We start from the raw sequence: 21109 nt of genomic DNA, 5'->3' as shown, positions 1-21109 counted from the left end.
CGGGGGCTCAGGCGTCCGGGCTGCGCCACACGTAGCCGACCTCCGGTCGCCCGGTGCCGCCGTAGCGCGGCTGGCGCGCGACGCGACCCTCGTTGGCGAGGTGCTCGAGGTAGCGCCGGGCGGTGACGCGGGAGACGCCGATCGCGGCACCGGCCTCGGTGGCGGAGAGTCCGTCCGGGCTCCGGCGCAGCGCGTCGACGACGGCGCGCAGCGAGTCCAGGCTCATCCCCTTGGGCAGGGCCTCGCCGGTCGGCCGGCTGCGCAGTGCGCCGAAGAGCTGGTCGACGTCGTCCTGCACCACGTCGGTGGGTGAGGTCTCCAGTCGCGCGCGGAAGTCGGCGTACTGCTCGAGCTTGCCGCGGAAGGCCGCGAACGTGAACGGCTTGAGGAGGTAGAGCACGACCCCCTGCGAGACCGCGCGGCGCACGACCTCGGTGTCGCGCGCGGACGTCACGGCGATCACGTCGACCGGGCGGCCCTCGGCGCGCACACGCTGCAGGAGGCCGAGCCCGTGGCCGTCGGGCAGGTGCATGTCGAGCAGGAGGAGCTCGATGGTGTCGTCGTTGCGCAGCAGCCGCATCGCCTCGCCGGCCGAACGGGCCACGCCGGCCAGCTCGAAGCCGGGCACGCGGCCGACGTAGGTCGCGTGCGCCTCGGCGGCGACCTCCTCGTCCTCGACCACGAGGACCCGTACGTCGCTCACGAGTGCACCCGGCCGTCGACCGCCACGTCGAGCACGAAGCGCGCGCCGCCGAGGTCGGAGTCGGTGACCTCGAGCGTGCCGCCGTGGCCGGAGACGACCTGCGTGACGATCGCCAGGCCCAGTCCGCGGCCCTCGTCGGCCTTGCTCGACCAGCCGCGGTCCAGGACGTGGTCGCGGTCCTGCGCCGGGATGCCGGGGCCGGAGTCGTCGACCTCGATCCGCAGGTGGTCGTGGTCGCCGTGGAGCACGACGCGCACCCGCTGGGGCCGTGCCGAGCGGGTGCCGGCGACCGCGTCGAAGGCGTTGTCGACGAGGTTTCCGACGATGGTGACCAGGTCCCGCGAGTCGACCGGGAGGTCGGCCGGGAGCTCGCCCTCGAGGTCGAGGGCGATGCCGCGCTCGGCCGCCTGGGCGGTCTTCCCGAGCAGCAGCGCGGCGAGGACCGGCTCCTCCACCGCGGCGACGAGCTCGTCGGCGAAGCCCTGGGCGACGTGGAGCTCGGACGTGGCGAACTCGACGGCCTGCTCCGGGCGGCCCATCTCGACCAGCGACACGATCGTGTGGAGCCTGTTGGCCGCCTCGTGGCTCTGGGCGCGTAGCGACTCGGTCAGGCCGCGCACGAGGTCGAGCTCGCCGGTGACGGCCTGGAGCTCGGTGCGGTCGCGGACCGTGACGACGGCACCCACCTCGGCCTGTCGCCAGTACGCCGGTGACGTGCTGAAGACGAGCACCTGCTGGCCCATGACGTAGGTCTGGTCGGCGGCCGCCGAGCGACGCTCGACCGCGGCGACGAGGCCGGGCGGGAGGCCGAGCTCGGTCAGCGAACGGCCCTCGACGGGCGTGGGCAGGGCGAGCAGGCGCACGGCCTCGTCGTTGACCAGCTGGACCCGCAGCTCGGAGTCGACGAGCAGCAGCCCCTCGCGGACGGCTCCCAGGACGGCGCGGTAGTACTCGTACATCCGGGTGATCTCGCGCTCGCCCATGCCGTGCGTCTGGCGGCGCAGCCTGCGCGCGATGAGCCAGGCGCCGAGCAGCCCGGCGAGCAGGGTGACGAGGGCCGCGAGCGCGATCCCGGGCAGGTCCTCGCGGAGGCGCTCGTCGATGCGGTCCACCGTGATGCCGACGGCGACCAGCGCGACCACGTCGCCGTCGTCCACCACCGGGACCACGGCGCGGACCGACGGTCCCAGCGTGCCGGCGTACTCCTCGGTGAACACCTGCCCGCCGAGCGCGTCGCCGATGCCGCCGACGAAGCGCCGGCCGATCTGCGAGGTGTCGGGATGGGTCCAGCGGATCCGGTCGGGGTCCATGATCACGACGAAGTCGGTGGCGGTGTCGATGCGGACCTCCTCGGCGAAGGGCTGGAGCGCCGCCGTGGGGTCGGGGGAGCGCACCTCCTCGCGCACGAAGGGGGAGTCGGCCACCGACCGGGCGACGGCGGTGGCCTGGTCGCGGGCCGCGGTGTGGAGGTCGCGTCGCGAGTCCCAGGCGGCGAGGGCGACCGCGGTCACGACCAGGACGAGCACGACGCCGACCTGCAGCAGCAGGATCTGGCGGGCGACCGGGCTCTCGCCGTCGGTCCGTCGCCTCATGGGGCGCATTGTGCACCACCGCGGGCGGTGGTGTGACGACTGCTTGTGACGGCGAACACAACGCACACAAGGGTGACTGGCGTCACAGGAGCCGACAGTCTGGCCGACGGGCCGGCGATCGCTGGCACCCGGAGCCCAGCCCGAGTCCAGTCGGATTCCAGGAGGACAGCATGAGCACCACCCCCACAGCCTCGTCACAGGGGGACGCGCCGCCGGTCAGGCGCGACCGCACCCACTACCTCTACATCGCGGTGATCGCCGCGGTGGTGCTCGGAGCCGTCGTCGGCCTGGTCTTCCCGGACTTCGCGGTCGGGCTCAAGTGGATCGGCACCACGTTCGTGGCGCTGATCAAGATGATGATCCAGCCGGTCATCTTCTGCACCCTGGTCCTCGGCGTCGGCTCGGTCCGCAGCGCCGCGAGCGTCGGCAAGGTCGGCGGGCTCGCGCTGGCGTACTTCCTCACCATGTCGACCGTCGCGCTGGCGATCGGCATGCTGGTCGGCAACCTGCTCGACCCGGGCAAGGGCCTCCACCTGTCCGAGGAGACCGCCGGCATCGGCCAGGAGCAGGCCGCGGAGGGCCACGGCTCGACGACCGAGTTCATCACCGGCATCGTGCCGGACTCGCTCCTGTCCTCCCTCACCTCCGGCGAGGTGCTCCAGACGCTGCTCGTCGCACTGCTCGTCGGCTTCGCGCTCCAGGCGATGGGTCGCTCGGGCGAGCCGATCTTGAAGGGCATCGGGCACGTCCAGCGGCTCGTCTTCCGGGTCCTCGCGATGATCATGTGGGCCGCGCCCGTCGGTGCCTTCGCCGCCATCGCCGCCGTGGTCGGCGAGACCGGCGTCGACGCGCTCAAGAGCCTCTTCACGATCATGGTGGCCTTCTACATCACCTGCTTCGTGTTCGTCTTCGGCGTGCTCGGTGCGATCCTCAAGGTGGCCACCGGCGTGAACATCTTCAGCCTGCTGAAGTACCTCGGCCGCGAGTTCCTCCTCATCGTGTCGACGTCCTCCTCCGAGTCGGCCCTGCCGCGCCTGATCGCCAAGATGAACCACGCGGGGGTCGACAAGACCACCGTCGGCGTCGTCGTCCCGACCGGCTACTCGTTCAACCTCGACGGCACCGCGATCTACCTGACGATGGCGTCGATCTTCATCGCCGACGCCCTCGACAAGCCACTGTCGATCGGCGAGCAGGTCTCGCTCCTGCTCTTCATGGTCATCGCCTCGAAGGGTGCCGCCGGTGTGACCGGCGCCGGCCTGGCCACCCTCGCCGGCGGGCTGTCCTCCCACCGGCCCGAGCTCCTCGACGGCGTCGGCCTCATCGTCGGCATCGACCGCTTCATGTCCGAGGCACGCGCGGTCACCAACTTCGCCGGCAACTCGGTCGCCACGATCCTGGTCGGTCACTGGACCGGGACCATGGACCGCGACAAGCTCGACCGGGTGCTCGCCGGCAACGACCCGTTCGACGAGTCCACGATGGTCGACGACGACCACGGCGCCCCGCCCGCGGAGCGCGAGCCCGCCTCGGCTCACTGACGTACCGGCCAGCGGCGCCCCGGGACCTTCCGTCCCGGGGCGCCGCTGCGTGCTACGTGAGCGAGCGGTAGAGGTCGAGCGTCCGGGTGGCGATCGAGCCCCAGCTGAAGGACTCCTCGGCCCGACGGCGGCCGGCCTCGCCGAAGGCACGGGCCCGGTCGGGGTCGCTGACCGCGTCGGTGAGCGCGGCGGCCAGGTCGGCGACGTACTGCTCGGGGTCGAGGGGCGTGCCGGTGCCGTCGGTGGCCTGCTCGATGGGGACCAGCCAGCCGGTCTCGCCGTGGACGACGACCTCCGGGATGCCGCCGGTGGCCGTGGCCACCACGGCGGTCTCGCAGGCCATCGCTTCGAGGTTGACGATGCCGAGCGGCTCGTAGATGGACGGGCAGGCGAAGACCGTCGCCGCGGTCAGGAGGGCGACCACGTCGGGGCGGGGGAGCATCTCGGCGATCCACACGACGCCCGATCGGGTCGCGGCCAGGTCCTCGACCAGACCCCGGACCTCGGCCTCGATCTCAGGGGTGTCGGGAGCGCCGGCGCAGAGCACGAGCTGGACCTCGGGCGGCAGCGCGGCTGCCGCGCGGAGGAAGAGCGGCAGGCCCTTCTGCCGGGTGATCCGGCCGACGAAGATGACGCTCGGACGGTCGGGGTCGAGGCCGAGCTCGCGGACGCGGTCGGGGTTCGGCATCGGCGACCACTGGGTGGTGTCGATGCCGTTGTGCACGACGTGGACGCGGTCGGGGTCGACGGAGGGATAGCTGCGCAGCACGTCGTCGCGCATCGCGGCACTGACCGCAACGATGCCGGCGGCTCCCTCGTAGGCCGTCCGCTCGGCCCAGCTCGACAGGGCGTAGCCGCCACCGAGCTGCTCGGCCTTCCACGGCCGCATCGGCTCGAGGGAGTGGGCGCTGACGACGTGGGGGATGCCGTGCATCAGTCCGGCGAGGTGGCCGGCCATGTTGGCGTACCAGGTGTGCGAGTGGACCAGGTCGGCCCCGGCGCAGTCGTCGACCATCGCCAGGTCCACGCCCAGGGTGCGGATGGCGGGATTCGCACCCGCCAGGGACTCCGGCTCGGCGTACGCCGTGGTGCCGGGCTCCGAGCGCGGAGCCCCGAAGCAGCGGACCCGGGCGTCCACGTCGGGCAGCACGCGCAGCGCGCGGACCAGCTCGGCGACGTGCACCCCCGCGCCGCCGTAGACCTCCGGTGGGTACTCCTTGCTGAGGACGTCGATGCGCATGCCCCGAACCTAGACCCGATCCAGACCTCTGGGGAGGTCGACCCGAGTGGTCGGCGACGGCTAGTTTCATGTCATGACCGTCACGCCGAGCCGCAAGAAGGTCCTCGCAGTCGTCCTGGCGGGAGGTGAGGGAAAGCGGCTGATGCCGTTGACGGCCGACCGCGCCAAGCCCGCGGTCCCGTTCGGTGGGATCTACCGCCTGATCGACTTCGCGCTGTCCAACGTCGTCAACTCCGGCTACCTCAAGGTCGTCGTGCTGACGCAGTACAAGTCGCACAGCCTCGACCGGCACGTCACCACGACGTGGCGGATGTCGAACCTCCTCGGCAACTACGTCACCCCGGTGCCGGCGCAGCAGCGCGTCGGCAAGCGGTGGTACGCCGGCAGCGCCGACGCGATCTACCAGTCGCTCAACCTGCTCACCGACGAGCAGCCCGACATCGTCGTCGTGGTGGGCGCCGACCACGTCTACCGGATGGACTTCGCGCAGATGGTCGACGACCACGTCGAGTCCGGTGCCGGATGCACCGTCGCGGCGATCCGCCAGCCGATCGGGCTCGCCGACCAGTTCGGCGTGATCGACGTCGATCCCGGCAACCCGCAGAGCATCCGCGCCTTCCTCGAGAAGCCGACCGACCCGGTGGGACTGCCCGACTCGCCCGACGAGGTGCTGGCCAGCATGGGCAACTACGTCTTCACCGCCGACGCCCTCCGTGACGCCGTGACCCGCGACGCCGACGTCGAGGGCTCCAAGCACGACATGGGCGGCGACATCGTGCCGTGGTTCGTCGACAAGTCGGAGTCGGCGGTCTACGACTACAAGGACAACGAGGTGCCGGGCGCCACCGACCGCGACCGCGGCTACTGGCGCGACGTCGGCACCATGCGCTCCTACTACGACGCCCACATGGACCTCGTCTCGCCGCTGCCGGTCTTCAACCTCTACAACACCGCTTGGCCGATCTACACCAGCTACGGCCCGCACCCGCCGGCGAAGCTCGTGACGGGCGCCGGTGGGGAGAAGGTGTCGACCTTCAACTCGATCCTGTCCCCGGGCGTCGTCGTGAGCGGCGGCACGGTCAACCACTCCGTGCTCTCGCCCGCGGTCTGGGTGAAGGACGGCGCGGAGGTGTCCGACGCGGTCCTCATGGACGGCGTCCGCGTCGGCGAGGGCGCGGTCGTGCGCAGCGCGATCATCGACAAGGGCGTGGTGATCCCGCCGGGCGTGCGGATCGGCGTCGACAAGGACGCCGACCTGGCGCGCGGGTTCGTCGTGGAGGACGGGCTCACGGTCCTCGCCAAGCAGCAGCCCGTCCCCGAGGGCTGAGACCGGGAGCCTAGAGCCGCTCGCGCTGCCCCTCCAGGAAGGCCCGCTCCACGTCGTTGCGGCACGCGGCGATCGCCTGGTCGTACGCCGCCCGCGCCGCGTCGGCGTCGCCCGCCCGGGCGAGCAGCTCGGCGCGCACGGCGGCGGGGCGGTGGCTGTCGGGGATCTCGAGGCCCTCGAGGGCGGCGAGCCCGGCCGCGGCCCCCCGGTGCTCGGCGACCGCGACGGCCCGCGCCAGCCGGGCCGAGGGCGAGGGCGCGACCTGCAGCAGGACGTCGTACAGCTCCACGACGCGGTCCCACCGCGTGTCGGCGGCCGTCGCCGCGGTGGCGTGCTCGGCGGCGATCCGCGCCTGGACGACGTACGACGCCGCGAGCGGGGTCAGCGGTCCCGTGAGGCAGGGCGAGCGCAGCAGCCGCGTCGCCTCGGCGACCTCGTCGTGGTGCCAGCGGGTGCGGTCCTGGTCGGCGAGGAGGACCAGGCGGCCGTCGTGCACGCGGGCGTCGCGACGAGAGTGCTGGAGCAGCACCAGCGCCAGCAGCGCGACCAGCGACGGCTCGTCGGGACGCAGGCCGAGCACCACGCGGACCAGCCGGATCGCCTGGCCCGAGAGGTCGGCGCGGAGCAGGTCGGGGCCGGTGCCGGGGGAGTAGCCGGCGGTGAAGGCGAGGTAGGCGGTCTGGGCGACGATGTCGAGCCGCTCGGGCAGGACCGACGCGTCGGGCACGGCGAACGGGATGCCGGCGCCGACGATGCGCTTCTTGGCCCGCGTCACGCGCGCCGCCATGGTGGGCTCGGGCACGAGGAACAGCCGCGCGATGTCGGCGGTCGGCACGCCGAGGACCAGCCGGAGGCTCAACGCACTGGCCGACTCCGGCGCGAGGGCGGGGTGCGCACACATCAGCACCAGCCGGAGGACGTCGTCCTCGACGAGGGCGCCGGTGTCGGCCATGGCGGTGACGCCTTCCTGGTGGCGTTCGGCGTCGGTGAGGAGCAGCGGCAGCTTGCGCCGGGCGACGTCCTCGGAGCGGAGCCGGTCGAGCACCCGGCGTCGGGCGGCGGTCATCAGCCAGCCGGCCGGGTTGGCGGGCACCCCGTCGTCGGGCCAGGTGCGGCTGGCCGCCTCGACGGCGTCGCCCAGGGCGTCCTCGACGAGGTCGAGCCGTCGGAACTGCGACAGGAGCAGGGCCACCAGCCGGCCCCACTCCTGCCGCACGACCTGCTCGAGTGCCTGCTCGGTCAGGGGGTCACGTCCACGGTCGGGTGGATCTGGATGTCGTAGCGCGGGAGGACCTGCAGCAGCTCGACCACGACGTCGAGGTCGGGCGCGTCGAGCAGGTAGAAGCCACCCATGCCCTCGATCACCTCGGCGTACGGGCCGTCGGTCAGCTGCACCCTCCCGCCCACGGTCCGCATCACGGTCGCGTCGCCGGACTCGCTCAGGGCCTCGCCGGCGATCAGCTCGACGCCCGCCCGGTCCCGGCACGCGGCGTCGAACTCGCCGAACTTCGCCATCGCGACCACCTGCTCGTCCTCGGTGTGCTCGCTCCACGGCTTCTCGGCGCCGTCACCGATCAGGAGCACCAGGTACCTCACGATCCCGACTCCTCTCCCGTGATCTTGCGGTGCACCTGCACCGCGTCGCCCGTCGCGGACAGGATCGTGCAGACGTCCATCAGGTCGTCGAGGTCGTCGGTGCTGACCTCGTAGTAGCCGCCGAGCTGCTCGGTCGTCTCGGTCCACGGGCCGTCGGTGACGGTGGTCGAGCCCGGCGCGAGCGACCTCGCCTCCGACGCCCGCGGCAGCTCGGCACCGCCGGTGACCACGTGGCCGCGCCGGCCCAGCTCCGCCGTGAACTCCCCGTGGACGTCGTAGGTCGCCTTCTTCTCCTCGTCGGGCGTGTCCCACCACGCCTCGGTGTCGCCGAACAGCAGCACGATGTAGTCGGTCATCTCTGGTTCCTCCGTCGGACGTCGCCGGCCGCAGGACCGCGGCCTCACCATCGTGACGTGCCCACCCTGCCGGAATCGACAGCTCATCGGGAGGTTTCTCGACGTGGCTTGCCGGACCCACCAAGATGGTGACCATGGCCACCCACGAACGAGCCGGACAGCCCGCACTCCCCGAGGACCTGGTGGACGTCTCCCACCTCGTGACGGCCTACTTCGACCTCCAGCCCGACCCGGACGACGTCGCCCAGCAGGTCGCCTTCGGCACCAGCGGGCACCGCGGCACCTCGCTCACCACCTCGTTCAACGAGGTGCACATCGCCGCGACGACCCAGGCGATCTGCGACTACCGCAAGGACCAGGGCTACGACGGGCCGCTCTTCATCGGCCGCGACACCCATGCGCTGTCCGAGCCGGCCTGGGCGACGGCCCTCGAGGTGCTCGTCGCCAACGACGTCACAGTGCTGGTCGACGACCGCGACGGCTTCACGCCGACCCCCGCGGTCAGCCACGCGATCATCCGCGCCAACCAGGGGCGTACGACCGGTGCGGGGCTCGCCGACGGCATCGTGGTCACCCCGTCGCACAACCCGCCGCAGGACGGCGGCTTCAAGTACAACCCGCCCCACGGGGGCCCCGCCGACTCCGACGCGACCAGCGTGATCGCGGCGCGGGCCAACGAGCTGATCCGCGGCAACATCGAGGGGGTCAGGCGGGTCGCCTTCACCACGGCGCGCGCCGCGGTCGGCTCCTACGACTTCCTCGGGACCTACGTCGACGACCTGCCCTCGGTGCTCGACCTGGACGTGGTCCGCGACGCGGGCGTCCGGATCGGCGCCGACCCGCTGGGTGGTGCGAGCGTGGCCTACTGGGGCGAGATCGCCGAGCGGCACCGCCTCGACCTGACCGTCGTCAACCCGCTGGTCGACCCGACGTGGCGCTTCATGACGCTCGACTGGGACGGCAAGATCCGGATGGACTGCTCCTCGCCCTACGCGATGGCGTCGCTGGTGAGCCGCAAGGACGAGTACGCCATCGCGACCGGCAACGACGCCGACTCGGACCGGCACGGGATCGTCACCCCGGACGCCGGCCTGATGAACCCCAACCACTTCCTCGCCGTCGCGATCGGCTACCTCTTCGGCGGCGCCCGCCCGGGCTGGCCGGACACCGCGCGCATCGGCAAGACGCTCGTCTCGAGCTCGATGATCGACCGGGTCGCCGCCTCGATCGGCAAGCCGCTCGTCGAGGTGCCCGTCGGGTTCAAGTGGTTCGTCCCCGGCCTGATGGACGGGTCCTTCGGCTTCGGTGGCGAGGAGTCCGCCGGCGCGTCCTTCCTGCGCCGCGACGGCTCGACCTGGACGACCGACAAGGACGGCATCCTGCTGGCGCTGCTGGCCAGCGAGATCCTCGGCTCGACCGGCCGGACCCCCAGCCAGCACTACGCCGACCTCGTCGCGGCCAACGGCGACCCGGCCTACGCCCGCATCGACGCCCCGGCCACCCGCGAGGAGAAGGCCAAGCTCGGCGCGCTCTCGCCCGACGACGTCTCCGCCACGACGCTGGCGGGGGAGGAGATCACCGGCAAGCTGACCGAGGCGCCGGGCAACGGCGCGAAGATCGGCGGGCTCAAGGTCACCACCGAGTCGGCGTGGTTCGCGGCCCGGCCGAGCGGCACCGAGGACGTCTACAAGATCTACGCCGAGTCGTTCCGCGGTCCCGACCACCTCGCCGAGGTGCAGGCCGAGGCACGCGAGGTCGTCAGCGCCGCGCTGGGCTGAGCGGGCTCAGCGGCTGACCGGGCCGGCCTCGATCGGCTTGCGCGGCGACGCCCAGTGGGCCCGCGCCCCGGGCTCGTCGGCGGCCTCCTCCTCGTCACCGTCGATGGCGGAGCGCGAGAAGCTCACCGCCACGATCGAGTCGAGCCGGACGAGCACCTGCTGGCCGTTGCCGTCGTCGAGGATCACGCCGAGGCCGTCCGCGCCGACGATCACGCCGTCGAGCCACACCCCCGACACGAGCACGCGCACCGGCGTACCGGCGTCCTGGGCGTGGCGCAGGAGGGTACCGACGGTGAACAGGGTGCTCGACTTGCTCGACACAGGAACTCCTCCTCGGGGTCGCCTCGACCCTAGGCAGGTCCCGGCGGCCGGTGGAGGGTGTTGGGGAATCCTTGACTGATCGTCCGGTCGCCATGGCCCATCTGGGCCATGTCGTCCGCAGGGCTCAGGACGCCGGCGTCGCCCGCTCGACCACGTCGCGGAGCGACCCGCTGGTCAACATCCCGAACGTGCCGCCGTACGTCGTCCCGAGCCGGCTGCCGCAGAAGGCGTCGGCGACCTCGGCGGGGGCGAAGCGCACGAGGAGCGAGCCCTGGAGGCAGGCGGCCATCTGGCCGGCGAGGCGTCGGGCCCCGGACTCGAGGGTGCCGGAGTCGCCCAGCAGGGCCAGGGTGTCGTCGACCGCCCGGTCGAGCCGGCTGTCGCCGCCCCGGGCCGCGCCGACCTCGGTGATCCAGGCCTGCAGCACCTCGGGCTCGCGGCCGAGGGCGCGGAGCACGTCGAGCGCGTTGACGTTGCCCGAGCCCTCCCAGATCGAGTTGAGCGGCGACTCGCGGAACATGAGGGGCAGCCCGGACTCCTCGACGTAGCCGTTGCCGCCGAGGCACTCCAGCGCCTCCGCGACCATCGCGGGCGTCCGCTTGCAGACCCAGAACTTCGCCAGCGGGAGCGCGATCCGGCGCAGCGCGACCTCGTGGGGGTCGTCGGGCCGGTCGACCGCCGAGGCGAGTCGCATCGCGAGGGCCGTCGCGGCCTCGGACTCGACGGCGAGGTCGGCGACGACGTTCTGCATGAGGGGCTTGTCGACGAGCAGCCCGCCGAACGCCGAGCGGTGCGCCACGTGCCACGAGGCCTCGGCCAGCGCGTGCCGCATCAGCGCGGCCGACCCGAGCACGCAGTCCAGCCGGGTCGCGGCGACCATCTCGATGATCGTGCGCACGCCCCGGCCCTCGTCGCCCAGCCGCTGGGCGAGGGTTCCGTCGAGCTCGAGCTCGCTGGAGGCGTTGGACCGGTTGCCGAGCTTGTCCTTGAGCCGCACCACGTCGATCCGGTTGCGGGTGCCGTCGTCGAGCACCCGGGGCACGAGGAAGCAGGTCATCCCTCCCTCGGCCTGCGCGAGGACGAGGAAGACGTCGTTCATCGGGGCGGAGGTGAACCACTTGTGCCCGTGGAGCGCGTACCACCCGTCCTCGGCCGTCGGCCGGGCGCTCGTGAGGTTGGCGCGCACGTCGGAGCCGCCCTGCTTCTCGGTCATGCCCATGCCCGCGAGCGCACCGGTCTTGGTCGAGCGCGCCCGCACGCCGGGGTCGTAGGACCGGGCGGCCAGCAGCGGCGCCCACTCCTTCGCGATCGCCTCGTCGGCCCGGAGCGCCGGCACGGCGGCGTACGTCATCGAGATCGGGCAGCCGTGCCCGGGCTCGGTCTGCGACCACGCGAAGAAGCCGGCGGCGCGACGCAGGTGGGCGTGGGGCGCTCCCGCCTCCTGCTGCTCCCACGGCGCGGCCTGGAGCCCGTGACCGACCGCGCGCTCCATCAGCCAGTGCCACGAGGGGTGGAACTCGACCTCGTCGATGCGGTGGCCGAAGCGGTCGTACGGCGTCAGCTCGGGGTGGTGCTTGTTGGCGAGCATCCCGTGCTCGCGCGCCTCCGCGGTGCCGGCCTCGGCGCCCAGCGGGGCGAGGTCGTCGACCAGGTCGGCGGACCCGTGGCGGACCAGCGCCTCGGTGAGCGCGAGGTCGGCGGTGACGACGTTGTGGCCGACCAGCGCCGGCGGCTGGTTGGTGGCCGCACGGAGGCCCGGGACGAGATCGCTCATGGCCCCACCGTAAGGCGTGGGGAAACGGCTGGTGGGTGCCTGCTCGACTAGCGTTGAAGCCATGGCCGAGGCGAGCGAGGAGACCCCTGCGCCCAGCAGCTCCGCGCTCGCCGTACGACGCTGGCGCGGGCACGTCTGGCGCCTCGTCGTCACCACCGTGGGGTCGTGCCTGCGCCACCGGGTGACCGGCCTGGCCGCGGAGGCGGCGTTCTTCGCGGTGCTGTCGGTGCCGCCGCTGGTCTTCGCGCTCGCGGGCGCGATCGGCTTCGTCAGCGAGCGCTTCACCGCCACCCAGATCGAGGACGTGCGCAACGCGGTCCTCGAGATCTCGCGGCAGGCGCTCACCGAGAAGGCCGTGACGGGAATCATCCGGCCGACGATCGACACCGTGCTCGACGGCGGGCGCTACGACGTGATCTCGATCGGCTTCATCCTGGCGCTGTGGTCCGGGTCGCGAGCCCTCAACGTCTTCGTCGACACCATCACGATCATGCACGGGCTCGGTGGGCACCGGGGGATCGTGGCCACCCGCGCGCTGTCGTTCGTGCTCTACGTGATGGCCATGATCACCGGCGCCGTCAGCCTGCCGCTCGTCGTCGCCGGTCCGGGGCTGGTCGACCGGCTGCTGCCGGCCCAGCTCGACTTCGTCAACAGCCTCTACTGGCCGGCCGTGCTGCTCATCTCGATCTGCTTCCTCGCCACGCTCTACCACGTGTCGGTGCCGGTGCGGACGAGCTGGAGCTTCAACCTCCCCGGTGCCGCGTTCGCACTGTTCTGCTGGATCGCCGGTTCGGCCCTGCTCCGCTGGGTGCTCACGGCGACCGCCGCCGAGTCGCGATCCATCTACGGCCCCCTGGCCGCACCCATCGCCGTGCTGCTCTGGCTCTACCTGCTCGCCCTCGCCGTGCTCATCGGAGCCGCCGTCAACGCCGCCTTCGACACCGTGTTCCCGCAGAAGAACACGACGCGCGCCCGCCTCGAGCTGGTGCAGCGCCTGCGGGACCGGATCAGCGTGCGAGACTCCTGACCGTGCAACACGCCACCAACAACGCGAGCGTGGGCCGGGTATCCCTGCCCGACCGGGTGCGGTCACCGTGGTGGGAGCTGGGGAGGCGCCTGCTGCTGGCGATGTCGATCCTCGTCGGCACCGTGCTGCTGGTCTACTTCGACCGCGAGGGCTACAACGACAACGCGCACCCGGGCCGCGACCTGACGCTGCTCGACGCGTTTTACTACACGACCGTCACCCTCAGCACGACCGGCTACGGCGACATCGCCCCGGCCGCCCCGCAGGCGCGCCTGATCAACGCCCTGGTGATCACCCCGGCCCGCATCGCCTTCCTGGTCCTGTTGATCGGCACCACCCTCGAGGTCCTCGCCTCGCAGGGACGCGAGATGTTCCGGGTCGCCCGGTGGAGGAAGAAGATGGACCAGCACGTCGTCGTCGTCGGCTACGGCACCAAGGGCCGCAGCGCGATCGAGACCCTCGTCAGCAACGGCTACGACCGGTCCACGATCGTCGTGGTCGACCCGGGCACCGTGGCGATGGAGGAGGCCAACCGCGACCAGCTCGTCGGCATCGCCGGGGACGCGACCCGCCGCGGCGTGCTGCGCCAGGCCGGCGTCGAGAAGGCCACCCACGTCATCATCACCACCGACCGCGACGACTCCAACGTGCTCGTCACGCTGACCGTGCGCCAGCTCAACCCCGACGCCTGGATCGTGGCGTCGGTGCGCGAGCAGGAGAACGTCCCGCTGATGCGCCAGTCGGGGGCGAACTCGGTGATCACCTCCTCCGACGCCGTCGGCCGCCTCCTCGGCCTGTCGTCGATGTCGCCGATGCTCGGCTCGGTGATGGAGGACCTGATGACCTACGGCGAGGGGCTCGAGGTCGCCGAGCGCGACCTGCTGGTCAACGAGGTCGGCAAGCAGCCGCAGCGGCTGCCCGACCAGGTGATCGCGGTGATCCGCGACGAGAAGGTCTACCGCTACTTCGACCCGGTGGTCTCGCTCCTCGCGCGCGGTGACCGCCTCATCGTCGTACGCCCCGCCAAGGAGCTGCCGTGGGCACCGCGCCCCGGCACCCACGGCGAGGAGCTGGCCGAGGACGACGACTGAGGTGATCGCCTCCCACGCCCATCGCTTCGTCTTCGTCAAGACCCGCAAGACCGCCGGCACCAGCCTCGAGATCGCCCTGTCGCGCCACTGCGGTCCCGACGACCTGGTCACCAGGATCAGCCCCGAGGACGAGGTCCTGCGCGCCGCCGCCGGGGGAGTCGGACCGCAGAACGACGACACCGAGCCGACGTCGTACGCCCACATGGGCGCGCGCCGCGTCATCGAGGTCATCGGGCGCGAGACCTGGGACGACTACTTCACCTTCGCCGTCGAGCGGAACCCGTTCGACGTGGTCGCGTCGTCGTACCGCTACAGCGCGCGCAAGCCCTCCTTCACCAAGACCTTCGCCGAGTTCGTCCGCACGCCGCGCCGGCTCGACCGGCTAGCGCTCAACGAGCGGCTCTACCGCCTCGGCGGGCGGGTCGTCGTCGACGAGGTCTACCGCTACGAGGAGCTGCCCGCCGCCGTCGCCGACATCTCCGCGCGACTCGGGCTGGCGCTCGACCTCCCGCACGCCAAGCAGGGCAGCGGACCGCACTACCGCGAGCTCTACGGCCCCGGCGACGCCGAGATCGTGGCGGAGCGGTTCGCCCGCACGATCGCCGAGTTCGGCTACGCGTTCTGACGGTCGGCGCCGGGCGGTGCAAGGGCGGAAAGGGCGGATCGGGCGACATGACGAAGGCCCCGCATTGCTGCGGGGCCTTCGAGGTGGTGGGCGATACTGGGTTTGAACCAGTGACCTCTTCCGTGTCAAGGAAGCGCGCTACCGCTGCGCCAATCGCCCGTGTCTTGAGTTGTCAGTGCTGACTTCTGGGAGAGGTGGGTACGGGATTTGAACCCGTGTAGACGGATTTGCAGTCCGTTGCCTCGCCTCTCGGCCAACCCACCGTGGAGGTTCCGAAATGAACGGGGGAGACCTTCCGAGCGGACAACGAGACTCGAACTCGCGACCTCAACCTTGGCAAGGTTGCGCTCTACCAACTGAGCTATGTCCGCCTGCATCTCGTGGCCGTTTCACCGGCCCTGAGTGCGAGTGGAACAGTAGTACATGGGTTCCGCGGGTCCAAAATCGGCCCCCGGTCCCGCGTGTTCGGACCGCGTTCGCGCAGCGTTCTCCCCACGTGCCACGACCCGGGGACGACCTAGGGTGAAGCCATGCGTGCGTGGCTCAACGGTGACCTGATGTCCGACCCGACCGCGGCGGCCGTCGCGGTCACCGACCACGGCTTCACCGTCGGCGACGGGGTGTTCGAGGCGGTCAAGACGCTGCACGGCACGCCCTTCGCCCTGGGCCGGCACCTCGAGCGCCTCGAGCGCTCGGCCGCGGGTCTCGGGCTGCCCGCCCCCGACCTCGACGTCGTACGGCGCGGGGTGGAGGCGGTCCTCGCCGACGGTGCCGACCGGGACCCGATCGGCCGGCTGCGGATCACCTGGACGGCCGGGCCCGCCCCGATGGGCTCGGGTCGCGGCGGCGGTCCGCCGACCCTGGCCGTCGCCTACAGCGCCATCGACGTCGCGGCGCCCACGACGACCGTCGTCACCGTTCCGTGGACGCGCAACGAGAACGGCGCGACCGCCGGCCTCAAGACGACGTCGTACGCCGAGAACGTCGTCGCGCTCGCGCACGCCAAGGAGCGCGGCGGCTTCGAGGCCGTCTTCGCGAACACGGCCGGCCACCTGTGCGAGGGCACGGGCTCCAACGTCTTCTACGTCGTCGACGGCGAGCTGCGCACCCCGACCCTGGCGAGCGGCTGCCTGGCCGGCGTCACCCGTGCGCTGGTGATCGACTGGTGCGGAGCCCGCGAGGTCGACGAGCCCGTCACCGACGTCGTGGCCGGCATGAGCGAGGCGTTCTTGGTGTCCACGACCCGCGACGTACAGGCGATCTCGCGGTGGGACGACCGGGACCTCCCCGCGCCCGGCCCGCTCACCCAGCGGTGCGCGGAGACGTGGGCCGCCCGCGAGGCTGAGACGATGGAGCCGTGACGACCGCCGACTCCTCCCTCGACCCCGCCATCGCCTCGCGACTGCGCCACACCGCGGAGGGCCTGGTGCCCGTCGTGGTCCAGCAGCACGGCTCCGGCGAGGTGCTGATGCTCGCGTGGGTCGACGACGAGGCGCTTGCCCGCACCATCGACACCGGGCGGGCGACGTACTGGTCGCGCTCCCGCCGCGAGTACTGGGCCAAGGGGGACACCTCCGGCCACGTGCAGTGGGTCAAGGAGGTCCGCCTCGACTGCGACGGCGACACCCTGCTCTTCGTGGTCGACCAGGTGGGCGCCGCCTGCCACACCGGCGACCACACCTGCTTCGACGCCGACCTCGTGCACCGGGTCGATGGCTGAGCCCGCCCCGGCCGACCGGACCGGGCCGCGGCGGACCTTCGGGCCCGTCGTCCTCCTCGGTCTCGCCGCCGCCGGGCTCGCCGCGATCGCCGGCGGCAAGCCGTGGGTGGCCGGCAGCTCCGGCAGCGTCGACTCGCGCTCCGAGTCCACCCTCGCCGTCGCGAGCGGATCGATCGGCGGCGCGAGCGAGTCGCCCCTCGCCCTGGCCCTCGCCCTGGTCGTGCTCGCGTGCTGGGGAGTCGTCCTGGTCACCCGGGGACGGTTCCGGCGGGTGGTGTCGGTGCTGGGCCTGGTCGCGGCCCTCGGCGTCGCCGCCGCAGTGGTCGAGGCGATCTCCAGCCTGCCGACGAAGCTCTCCGATGCGCTCATGGAGGTCTCCGGGAGCGACACCGCCAGCACCAGCTTCACCGCGTGGTACGCCGCTGCCGCGGTCGGCGCGGTGCTCGCCGTCGTCACCACCGCGGTCGCCGTCCGACTCGTCCCGACGTGGCCCGAGATAGGCAGCAGGTACGACGCCCCCACCGGCGGCAGGGCGGCCGACGGGGCCGGCGACGGTGCGCTGCCGAGCGAGAACATCGACATCTGGAAGGCGCTCGACGAGGGTCGCGACCCGACCGCCTGAGTCCACCGCCTAGACTTCTGGCGCACCCGGCGAACTGATGAAGGAGCACCCACGATGGCTGCAGGCCACGGCAACACCCCCGCTGCTTGGACCGCCGTGTCGGTCGCCATGCTCGGCTTCGTCGTGGGCAGTGTCGCCCTGCTCCAGGTCCCGACGCAGATGACCCTGCTGTGGGTCGGGATCGTCATCGCCCTCGTCGCCTTCCCGTTGTTCCTCGTGCTGGCCAAGCTCGGCCTCCACGCGTCCGAGCACTGACGGCGTCCGATCGATGGGCAAGGCCCGGGCGTCACGGCCCGGGTGAGAGGCTGAAGGCATGCCTGCGACCGGGACCGTGCTCTACGACATCATCGCCGGCGTCCGGGAGGACCTCGCTCGCCGCGAGACCGCGCTCCCGCTCGGCGAGCTGCTCGCGCACCTGGCCGATGCGCCGGCGCCACGCGACCCGATGCCGCACTTCCGCGCGCGCGGCTCGAGCGTGATCGCGGAGGTCAAGCGCAAGAGCCCGAGCAAGGGCGCGCTGGCTGACATCCCCGACCCGGCTGCGCTCGCGACGGCGTACGCCCGCGGTGGCGCGGCCGCGATCTCGGTGCTCACCGAGGAGCGGCGCTTCGGCGGCAGCCTCGACGACCTGCGCACCGTCCGGGCGGCCGTCGACACCCCGATCCTGCGCAAGGACTTCATCGTCGAGACCTACCAGCTCGTCGAGGCCCGCGCCGCCGGCGCCGACCTCGCCCTGCTGATCGTGGCGGCGCTCGACGACGACACGCTGCGCCGCCTCCACGACGAGGCCGGCGAGCTCGGCCTCACCGTGCTCGTCGAGGTCCACGACGAGTCCGAGACCGAGCGCGCCCTGGCCCTCGACGCCGAGCTGATCGGCGTCAACAGCCGCAACCTCAAGACCCTCGACGTCGACCCCGGCGTCTTCGGCCGCCTCGCGCACCAGATCCACGACGACGTGGTCAAGGTCGCCGAGAGCGGCATCACCGGCGTCCCCGACGTCCAGCGGTTCGTCTCCGAAGGAGCAGGCGTGGTGCTGGTCGGCGAGGCGCTGGTCAAGGACGGCGACCCCGAGGCCGCCGTCCGTGCGATGACAGGAGTGACGACACCGTGACCCAGACCCAGCAGACCCAGCAGAAGCCGGGGAAGTACGACGCGGACGACCGCGGCTACTTCGGCGGCACGTGGGGCGGGCGCTTCATGCCCGAGGCGCTCGTGGCCGCCCTCGACGAGCTGACGGTGGCGTGGCAGGAGGCGATGGCCGACGAGACCTTCGTCGGCGAGTTCGAGCGGATCCTGCGCGACTACGCCGGCACCCCGAGCCGGCTCTACCACGCCGAGCGGCTCTCCGCGGCCGTCGGCGCCCGGGTGCTGCTCAAGCGCGAGGACCTCAACCACACCGGTGCGCACAAGATCCGCAACGTGATGGGCCAGGCCCTGCTCACCAAGCGGATGGGCAAGAGCCGGGTGATCGCCGAGACGGGTGCCGGCCAGCACGGCGTGGCCAGCGCGACCGCGGCTGCCTACTTCGACCTCGACTGCACCGTCTACATGGGGGCCGTCGACACGCGGCGCCAGGCGCTCAACGTGGCCCGCATGCAGCTCCTCGGCGCCAAGGTCGTGCCGGTGGAGTCCGGCAGCGCGACCCTCAAGGACGCCATCAACGAGGCGCTGCGCGACTGGGTCGCCAGCGTCGACCACACGGCGTACCTCTTCGGCACCGCGGCCGGACCGCACCCCTTCCCGAGCATGGTCCGCGACTTCTGCCGCGGCATCGGCGACGAGGCGCGCGCGCAGTGCCTCGAGCAGTACGGCGTCCTGCCGGACGCGGTCGCGGCGTGCGTCGGCGGCGGCTCCAACGCGATCGGCATCTTCACCGCGTTCCTCGAGGACGAGGGCGTGGAGATCCACGGCTTCGAGCCCGGCGGTGACGGGGTGGAGACGGGTCGCCACGCGGCCACGATCCACGCCGGCGAGGCCGGTGTGCTGCACGGTGCGCGCACCTACGTCCTGCAGGACGAGGACGGGCAGACGGTCGAGTCGCACTCCATCTCGGCCGGCCTCGACTACCCCGGCGTGGGCCCGCAGCACTCGCTGCTGGCCGCGACCGGGCGGGCGACGTACACCCCGGTGACGGATGCCGAGGCGATGGCCGCGATGGCGCTGCTGAGCCGCACCGAGGGGATCATCCCGGCCATCGAGTCGGCGCACGCGGTCCACGGCGCGATCGAGGTCGCCAAGCGGCTGGGCCGGGAGAAGGGCCCCGACGCGACGATCATCGTGAACCTGAGCGGACGCGGCGACAAGGACATGGGCACCGCCATCGAGTGGTTCGGGCTGGGCGACGCCGAGGAGGGCCCCGAGGCCGACCTCGAGGTGGTCGAGGGAGTGACGCAGCAGTGACGTCGACGAGTGCCGCCTTCGCGCAGGCCCGCGCCGAGGGCCGCGCCGCCCTGATCGGCTACCTCCCGGCGGGCTACCCGAGCGTCGCGGGGTCGGCGAAGGCCATGCAGGTGATGGTCGAGGCCGGCTGCGACGCCATCGAGATCGGGCTGCCCTACAGCGACCCGGTGATGGACGGCCCCACGATCCAGGCCGCGGCGCAGGCCGCGCTCGACGGCGGGATCCGGACCGCCGACGTGCTCCGGGTCGTCGAGCAGGTGGCCGCGACCGGCGTCCCGACGCTCGTGATGACCTACTGGAACCCCATCGAGCGCTACGGCGTCGAGCGCTGGGCGAGCGACCTCGCGAACGCCGGGGGAGCCGGGCTCATCACGCCGGACATCACCCCCGACCACGGCTCGGAGTGGATCGCCGCGGCCGACGCCCGCGACCTGGACAAGGTCTTCCTCGTCGCCCCGAGCTCCACCGACGAGCGGGTCGCGATGACCGCGGCCGAGAGCCGCGGCTTCGTCTACGCCGCCGCCGTCATGGGGGTGACGGGTGCACGCGACGCGTCGTCCGACCTCGCCGGACCGCTCGTCGCACGGGTGCGCGCGAGCGGCGACATCCCCGTCGCCGTGGGCATCGGCGTCAGCAACGGCGACCAGGCGGCCGAGGTCGCGGCCTACGCCGACGGCGTGATCGTGGGCTCCGCGTTCGTCCGCTGCCTGCTCGACCACGCCGGCGACGAGGCAGCCGGCCTCGACGCCCTGCGGGCACTGACCACCGACCTGGCCGAAGGCGTGCGGCGTGCGCAGGAGTAGGGCCCTGCTCGTCCTCCCGGTGGTCCTGCTGGCCGCCGCGTGCGGTGGCGGTGCGGGCGCCGACCCGGGCGAGATGACCGGCACCGTGCTCGACCCGCCGTTCGCGGTCTCCTCGGTCCCACTGGTCGACGACGAGGGGTCGTCGTACAGCCTCACCGAGAGCACCGACAAGCCGCTCACGCTGGTCTTCTTCGGCTACACCAACTGCCCCGACATCTGCGGCCAGGTCATGGCGACCCTCGCCGGCACCCTGGCGCGGCTGACCGACGAGCAGAAGGCCGAGCTCGACGTGGTCTTCGTGACCACCGACCCGCAGCGCGACACCGAGGAGGTCGTCGGCCGCTACGTCGACGCCTTCGACCCCAGCATCATCGGGCTCACCGGCGACCTCCCCGACATCGTCGAGGTGGGCCAGAGCCTCGCCGTGGGGATCGAGAAGGGCGACAAGCTGCCGAGCGGGGGGTACGACGTCACGCACGGCACCCGGGTGTACGCCGTCGACGCCGACGACGAGTCGCCGATGATGTGGGACCACGACGTGTCGCAGGCCCAGCTGGCCCAGGACGTGACGACCCTGCTCGACGAAGGATGAT

The 21109-nt window shown here is 72.2% G+C and carries 22 protein-coding genes and 3 tRNA genes; 14 read left to right on the top strand and 11 right to left on the bottom strand.

The genetic code is table 11. From position 1 onward, the window contains the following. Window positions 1-7: 7 nt before the first annotated feature. Window positions 8-703, bottom strand: a complete 696-nt coding sequence (locus tag EUA93_RS17745; protein WP_129401624.1) for a response regulator — start codon at window positions 701-703, stop codon at window positions 8-10. Continuing rightward, the gene (locus EUA93_RS17740) at window positions 700-2295 is read right to left on the bottom strand and encodes a sensor histidine kinase (RefSeq protein WP_242497487.1); all 1596 of its coding nucleotides are present in this window, start codon (window positions 2293-2295) and stop codon (window positions 700-702) included. Before EUA93_RS17740 ends, EUA93_RS17745 begins: the two co-directional genes overlap by 4 nt. Window positions 2296-2465: 170 nt before the next feature. Here EUA93_RS17740 and EUA93_RS17735 point away from each other — a divergent pair, with 170 nt between their 5' ends. Then, window positions 2466-3836 (top strand): cation:dicarboxylate symporter family transporter, encoded by a 1371-nt coding sequence (locus tag EUA93_RS17735; protein WP_129401622.1) that lies wholly within the window; start codon window positions 2466-2468, stop codon window positions 3834-3836. A 52-nt stretch (window positions 3837-3888) separates the two neighbouring features. On the opposite strand, the gene glgA is transcribed toward EUA93_RS17735, so the two are convergent. Beyond that, window positions 3889-5076 carry a glycogen synthase gene (glgA, locus tag EUA93_RS17730; protein ID WP_129401621.1) on the bottom strand — a complete coding sequence of 396 codons (1188 nt, stop codon included), beginning with the start codon at window positions 5074-5076 and terminating at the stop codon, window positions 3889-3891. A gap of 73 nt (window positions 5077-5149) precedes the next feature. On the opposite strand from glgA, the gene glgC reads away from it, so the two are divergent. Beyond that, window positions 5150-6403 carry a glucose-1-phosphate adenylyltransferase gene (gene glgC, locus EUA93_RS17725; RefSeq protein WP_129401620.1) on the top strand — a complete coding sequence of 418 codons (1254 nt, stop codon included), beginning with the start codon at window positions 5150-5152 and terminating at the stop codon, window positions 6401-6403. 10 nt (window positions 6404-6413) lie between these two features. On the opposite strand, the gene EUA93_RS17720 is transcribed toward glgC, so the two are convergent. The 3 genes from EUA93_RS17720 to EUA93_RS17710 are packed head-to-tail and all read right to left on the bottom strand — an operon-like array spanning window position 6414 to window position 8355. Then, window positions 6414-7619 carry an RNA polymerase sigma factor gene (locus EUA93_RS17720; protein WP_242497486.1) on the bottom strand — a complete coding sequence of 402 codons (1206 nt, stop codon included), beginning with the start codon at window positions 7617-7619 and terminating at the stop codon, window positions 6414-6416. 23 nt (window positions 7620-7642) lie between these two features. Next, window positions 7643-7999 carry a YciI family protein gene (locus EUA93_RS17715; protein WP_129401619.1) on the bottom strand — a complete coding sequence of 119 codons (357 nt, stop codon included), beginning with the start codon at window positions 7997-7999 and terminating at the stop codon, window positions 7643-7645. Beyond that, window positions 7996-8355 carry a YciI family protein gene (locus tag EUA93_RS17710; RefSeq protein WP_165355214.1) on the bottom strand — a complete coding sequence of 120 codons (360 nt, stop codon included), beginning with the start codon at window positions 8353-8355 and terminating at the stop codon, window positions 7996-7998. The genes EUA93_RS17715 and EUA93_RS17710 overlap by 4 nt, the downstream gene beginning before the upstream one ends. Before the next feature lie 134 nt (window positions 8356-8489). On the opposite strand from EUA93_RS17710, the gene pgm reads away from it, so the two are divergent. Continuing rightward, on the top strand, window positions 8490-10133 hold the full coding sequence (gene pgm / locus EUA93_RS17705) for a phosphoglucomutase (alpha-D-glucose-1,6-bisphosphate-dependent) (protein ID WP_129401617.1): 1644 nt from the start codon (window positions 8490-8492) through the stop codon (window positions 10131-10133). 6 nt (window positions 10134-10139) lie between these two features. Here pgm and EUA93_RS17700 read toward each other — a convergent pair whose 3' ends face one another. Beyond that, window positions 10140-10454 carry a hypothetical protein gene (locus EUA93_RS17700; RefSeq protein WP_129401616.1) on the bottom strand — a complete coding sequence of 105 codons (315 nt, stop codon included), beginning with the start codon at window positions 10452-10454 and terminating at the stop codon, window positions 10140-10142. A gap of 124 nt (window positions 10455-10578) precedes the next feature. After that, entirely contained in the window at window positions 10579-12228 is a 1650-nt protein-coding gene (locus EUA93_RS17695; RefSeq protein ID WP_129401615.1) for an acyl-CoA dehydrogenase family protein, read from the bottom strand. 61 nt (window positions 12229-12289) lie between these two features. Here EUA93_RS17695 and EUA93_RS17690 point away from each other — a divergent pair, with 61 nt between their 5' ends. Genes EUA93_RS17690 through EUA93_RS17680 form a run of 3 tightly spaced genes read left to right on the top strand, consistent with a single transcriptional unit; the run spans window position 12290 to window position 14971 of the window. Next, a complete protein-coding gene (locus EUA93_RS17690) occupies window positions 12290-13255 on the top strand; it encodes a YihY/virulence factor BrkB family protein (RefSeq protein ID WP_129401614.1) in 966 nt (321 codons plus the stop codon). A 2-nt stretch (window positions 13256-13257) separates the two neighbouring features. Then, window positions 13258-14346: a potassium channel family protein gene (locus EUA93_RS17685; protein WP_242497485.1), complete on the top strand. Its 1089-nt coding sequence runs from the start codon at window positions 13258-13260 to the stop codon at window positions 14344-14346. A gap of 1 nt (window position 14347) precedes the next feature. Next, window positions 14348-14971 (top strand): hypothetical protein, encoded by a 624-nt coding sequence (locus EUA93_RS17680; RefSeq protein ID WP_129401613.1) that lies wholly within the window; start codon window positions 14348-14350, stop codon window positions 14969-14971. Window positions 14972-15055: 84 nt separating this feature from the next. On the opposite strand, the gene EUA93_RS17675 is transcribed toward EUA93_RS17680, so the two are convergent. From EUA93_RS17675 to EUA93_RS17665, 3 genes are all read right to left on the bottom strand, one after another. Next, window positions 15056-15130, bottom strand: a tRNA-Val gene (locus EUA93_RS17675). A 33-nt stretch (window positions 15131-15163) separates the two neighbouring features. After that, a tRNA-Cys gene (locus tag EUA93_RS17670) sits at window positions 15164-15234 on the bottom strand. A gap of 35 nt (window positions 15235-15269) precedes the next feature. Continuing rightward, window positions 15270-15342 (bottom strand) — tRNA-Gly (locus EUA93_RS17665). A 159-nt stretch (window positions 15343-15501) separates the two neighbouring features. Between EUA93_RS17665 and EUA93_RS17660 the strand changes: the two genes are divergently transcribed. From EUA93_RS17660 to EUA93_RS17625, 8 genes are read left to right on the top strand one after another with little or no spacing between them, the layout of a single operon-like run. Then, window positions 15502-16332: an aminotransferase class IV gene (locus EUA93_RS17660; RefSeq protein ID WP_129401612.1), complete on the top strand. Its 831-nt coding sequence runs from the start codon at window positions 15502-15504 to the stop codon at window positions 16330-16332. Beyond that, entirely contained in the window at window positions 16329-16691 is a 363-nt protein-coding gene (gene hisI, locus EUA93_RS17655) for a phosphoribosyl-AMP cyclohydrolase (RefSeq protein ID WP_129401611.1), read from the top strand. The genes EUA93_RS17660 and hisI overlap by 4 nt, the downstream gene beginning before the upstream one ends. Beyond that, window positions 16684-17313 carry a Trp biosynthesis-associated membrane protein gene (locus EUA93_RS17650; RefSeq protein ID WP_129401610.1) on the top strand — a complete coding sequence of 210 codons (630 nt, stop codon included), beginning with the start codon at window positions 16684-16686 and terminating at the stop codon, window positions 17311-17313. Before hisI ends, EUA93_RS17650 begins: the two co-directional genes overlap by 8 nt. Window positions 17314-17367: 54 nt before the next feature. Beyond that, the gene (locus tag EUA93_RS17645) at window positions 17368-17568 is read left to right on the top strand and encodes an HGxxPAAW family protein (RefSeq protein ID WP_129401609.1); all 201 of its coding nucleotides are present in this window, start codon (window positions 17368-17370) and stop codon (window positions 17566-17568) included. Between the two features lie 58 nt (window positions 17569-17626). Further along, a complete protein-coding gene (gene trpC / locus EUA93_RS17640) occupies window positions 17627-18424 on the top strand; it encodes an indole-3-glycerol phosphate synthase TrpC (RefSeq protein WP_129401608.1) in 798 nt (265 codons plus the stop codon). Beyond that, window positions 18421-19713 carry a tryptophan synthase subunit beta gene (gene trpB, locus EUA93_RS17635; protein WP_129401607.1) on the top strand — a complete coding sequence of 431 codons (1293 nt, stop codon included), beginning with the start codon at window positions 18421-18423 and terminating at the stop codon, window positions 19711-19713. Before trpC ends, trpB begins: the two co-directional genes overlap by 4 nt. Next, the gene (trpA, locus tag EUA93_RS17630; RefSeq protein ID WP_129401606.1) at window positions 19710-20516 is read left to right on the top strand and encodes a tryptophan synthase subunit alpha; all 807 of its coding nucleotides are present in this window, start codon (window positions 19710-19712) and stop codon (window positions 20514-20516) included. The genes trpB and trpA overlap by 4 nt, the downstream gene beginning before the upstream one ends. Further along, window positions 20503-21108, top strand: a complete 606-nt coding sequence (locus EUA93_RS17625) for an SCO family protein (protein WP_129401605.1) — start codon at window positions 20503-20505, stop codon at window positions 21106-21108. Before trpA ends, EUA93_RS17625 begins: the two co-directional genes overlap by 14 nt. Window position 21109 lies beyond the last annotated feature (1 nt).

Source organism: Nocardioides oleivorans (assembly GCF_004137255.1).
Taxonomy (GTDB): Bacteria; Actinomycetota; Actinomycetes; order Propionibacteriales; family Nocardioidaceae; genus Nocardioides; species Nocardioides oleivorans.
Note: the sequence above shows the minus strand (reverse complement) of the source record. Positions and strands in the feature narration are given on the sequence as shown.

Coding starts and splice junctions, on each gene's coding strand:
- EUA93_RS17740 (WP_242497487.1), bottom strand. CDS start 2,295: ATGAGGCGACGGACCGACGGCGAGAGCCCGGTCGCCCGCCAGATCCTG.
- glgC (WP_129401620.1), top strand. CDS start 5,150: ATGACCGTCACGCCGAGCCGCAAGAAGGTCCTCGCAGTCGTCCTGGCG.
- EUA93_RS17710 (WP_165355214.1), bottom strand. CDS start 8,355: ATGACCGACTACATCGTGCTGCTGTTCGGCGACACCGAGGCGTGGTGG.
- EUA93_RS17660 (WP_129401612.1), top strand. CDS start 15,502: ATGCGTGCGTGGCTCAACGGTGACCTGATGTCCGACCCGACCGCGGCG.
- pgm (WP_129401617.1), top strand. CDS start 8,490: ATGGCCACCCACGAACGAGCCGGACAGCCCGCACTCCCCGAGGACCTG.
- EUA93_RS17650 (WP_129401610.1), top strand. CDS start 16,684: ATGGCTGAGCCCGCCCCGGCCGACCGGACCGGGCCGCGGCGGACCTTC.
- EUA93_RS17735 (WP_129401622.1), top strand. CDS start 2,466: ATGAGCACCACCCCCACAGCCTCGTCACAGGGGGACGCGCCGCCGGTC.
- EUA93_RS17690 (WP_129401614.1), top strand. CDS start 12,290: ATGGCCGAGGCGAGCGAGGAGACCCCTGCGCCCAGCAGCTCCGCGCTC.
- EUA93_RS17645 (WP_129401609.1), top strand. CDS start 17,368: ATGGCTGCAGGCCACGGCAACACCCCCGCTGCTTGGACCGCCGTGTCG.
- trpC (WP_129401608.1), top strand. CDS start 17,627: ATGCCTGCGACCGGGACCGTGCTCTACGACATCATCGCCGGCGTCCGG.
- glgA (WP_129401621.1), bottom strand. CDS start 5,076: ATGCGCATCGACGTCCTCAGCAAGGAGTACCCACCGGAGGTCTACGGC.
- EUA93_RS17695 (WP_129401615.1), bottom strand. CDS start 12,228: ATGAGCGATCTCGTCCCGGGCCTCCGTGCGGCCACCAACCAGCCGCCG.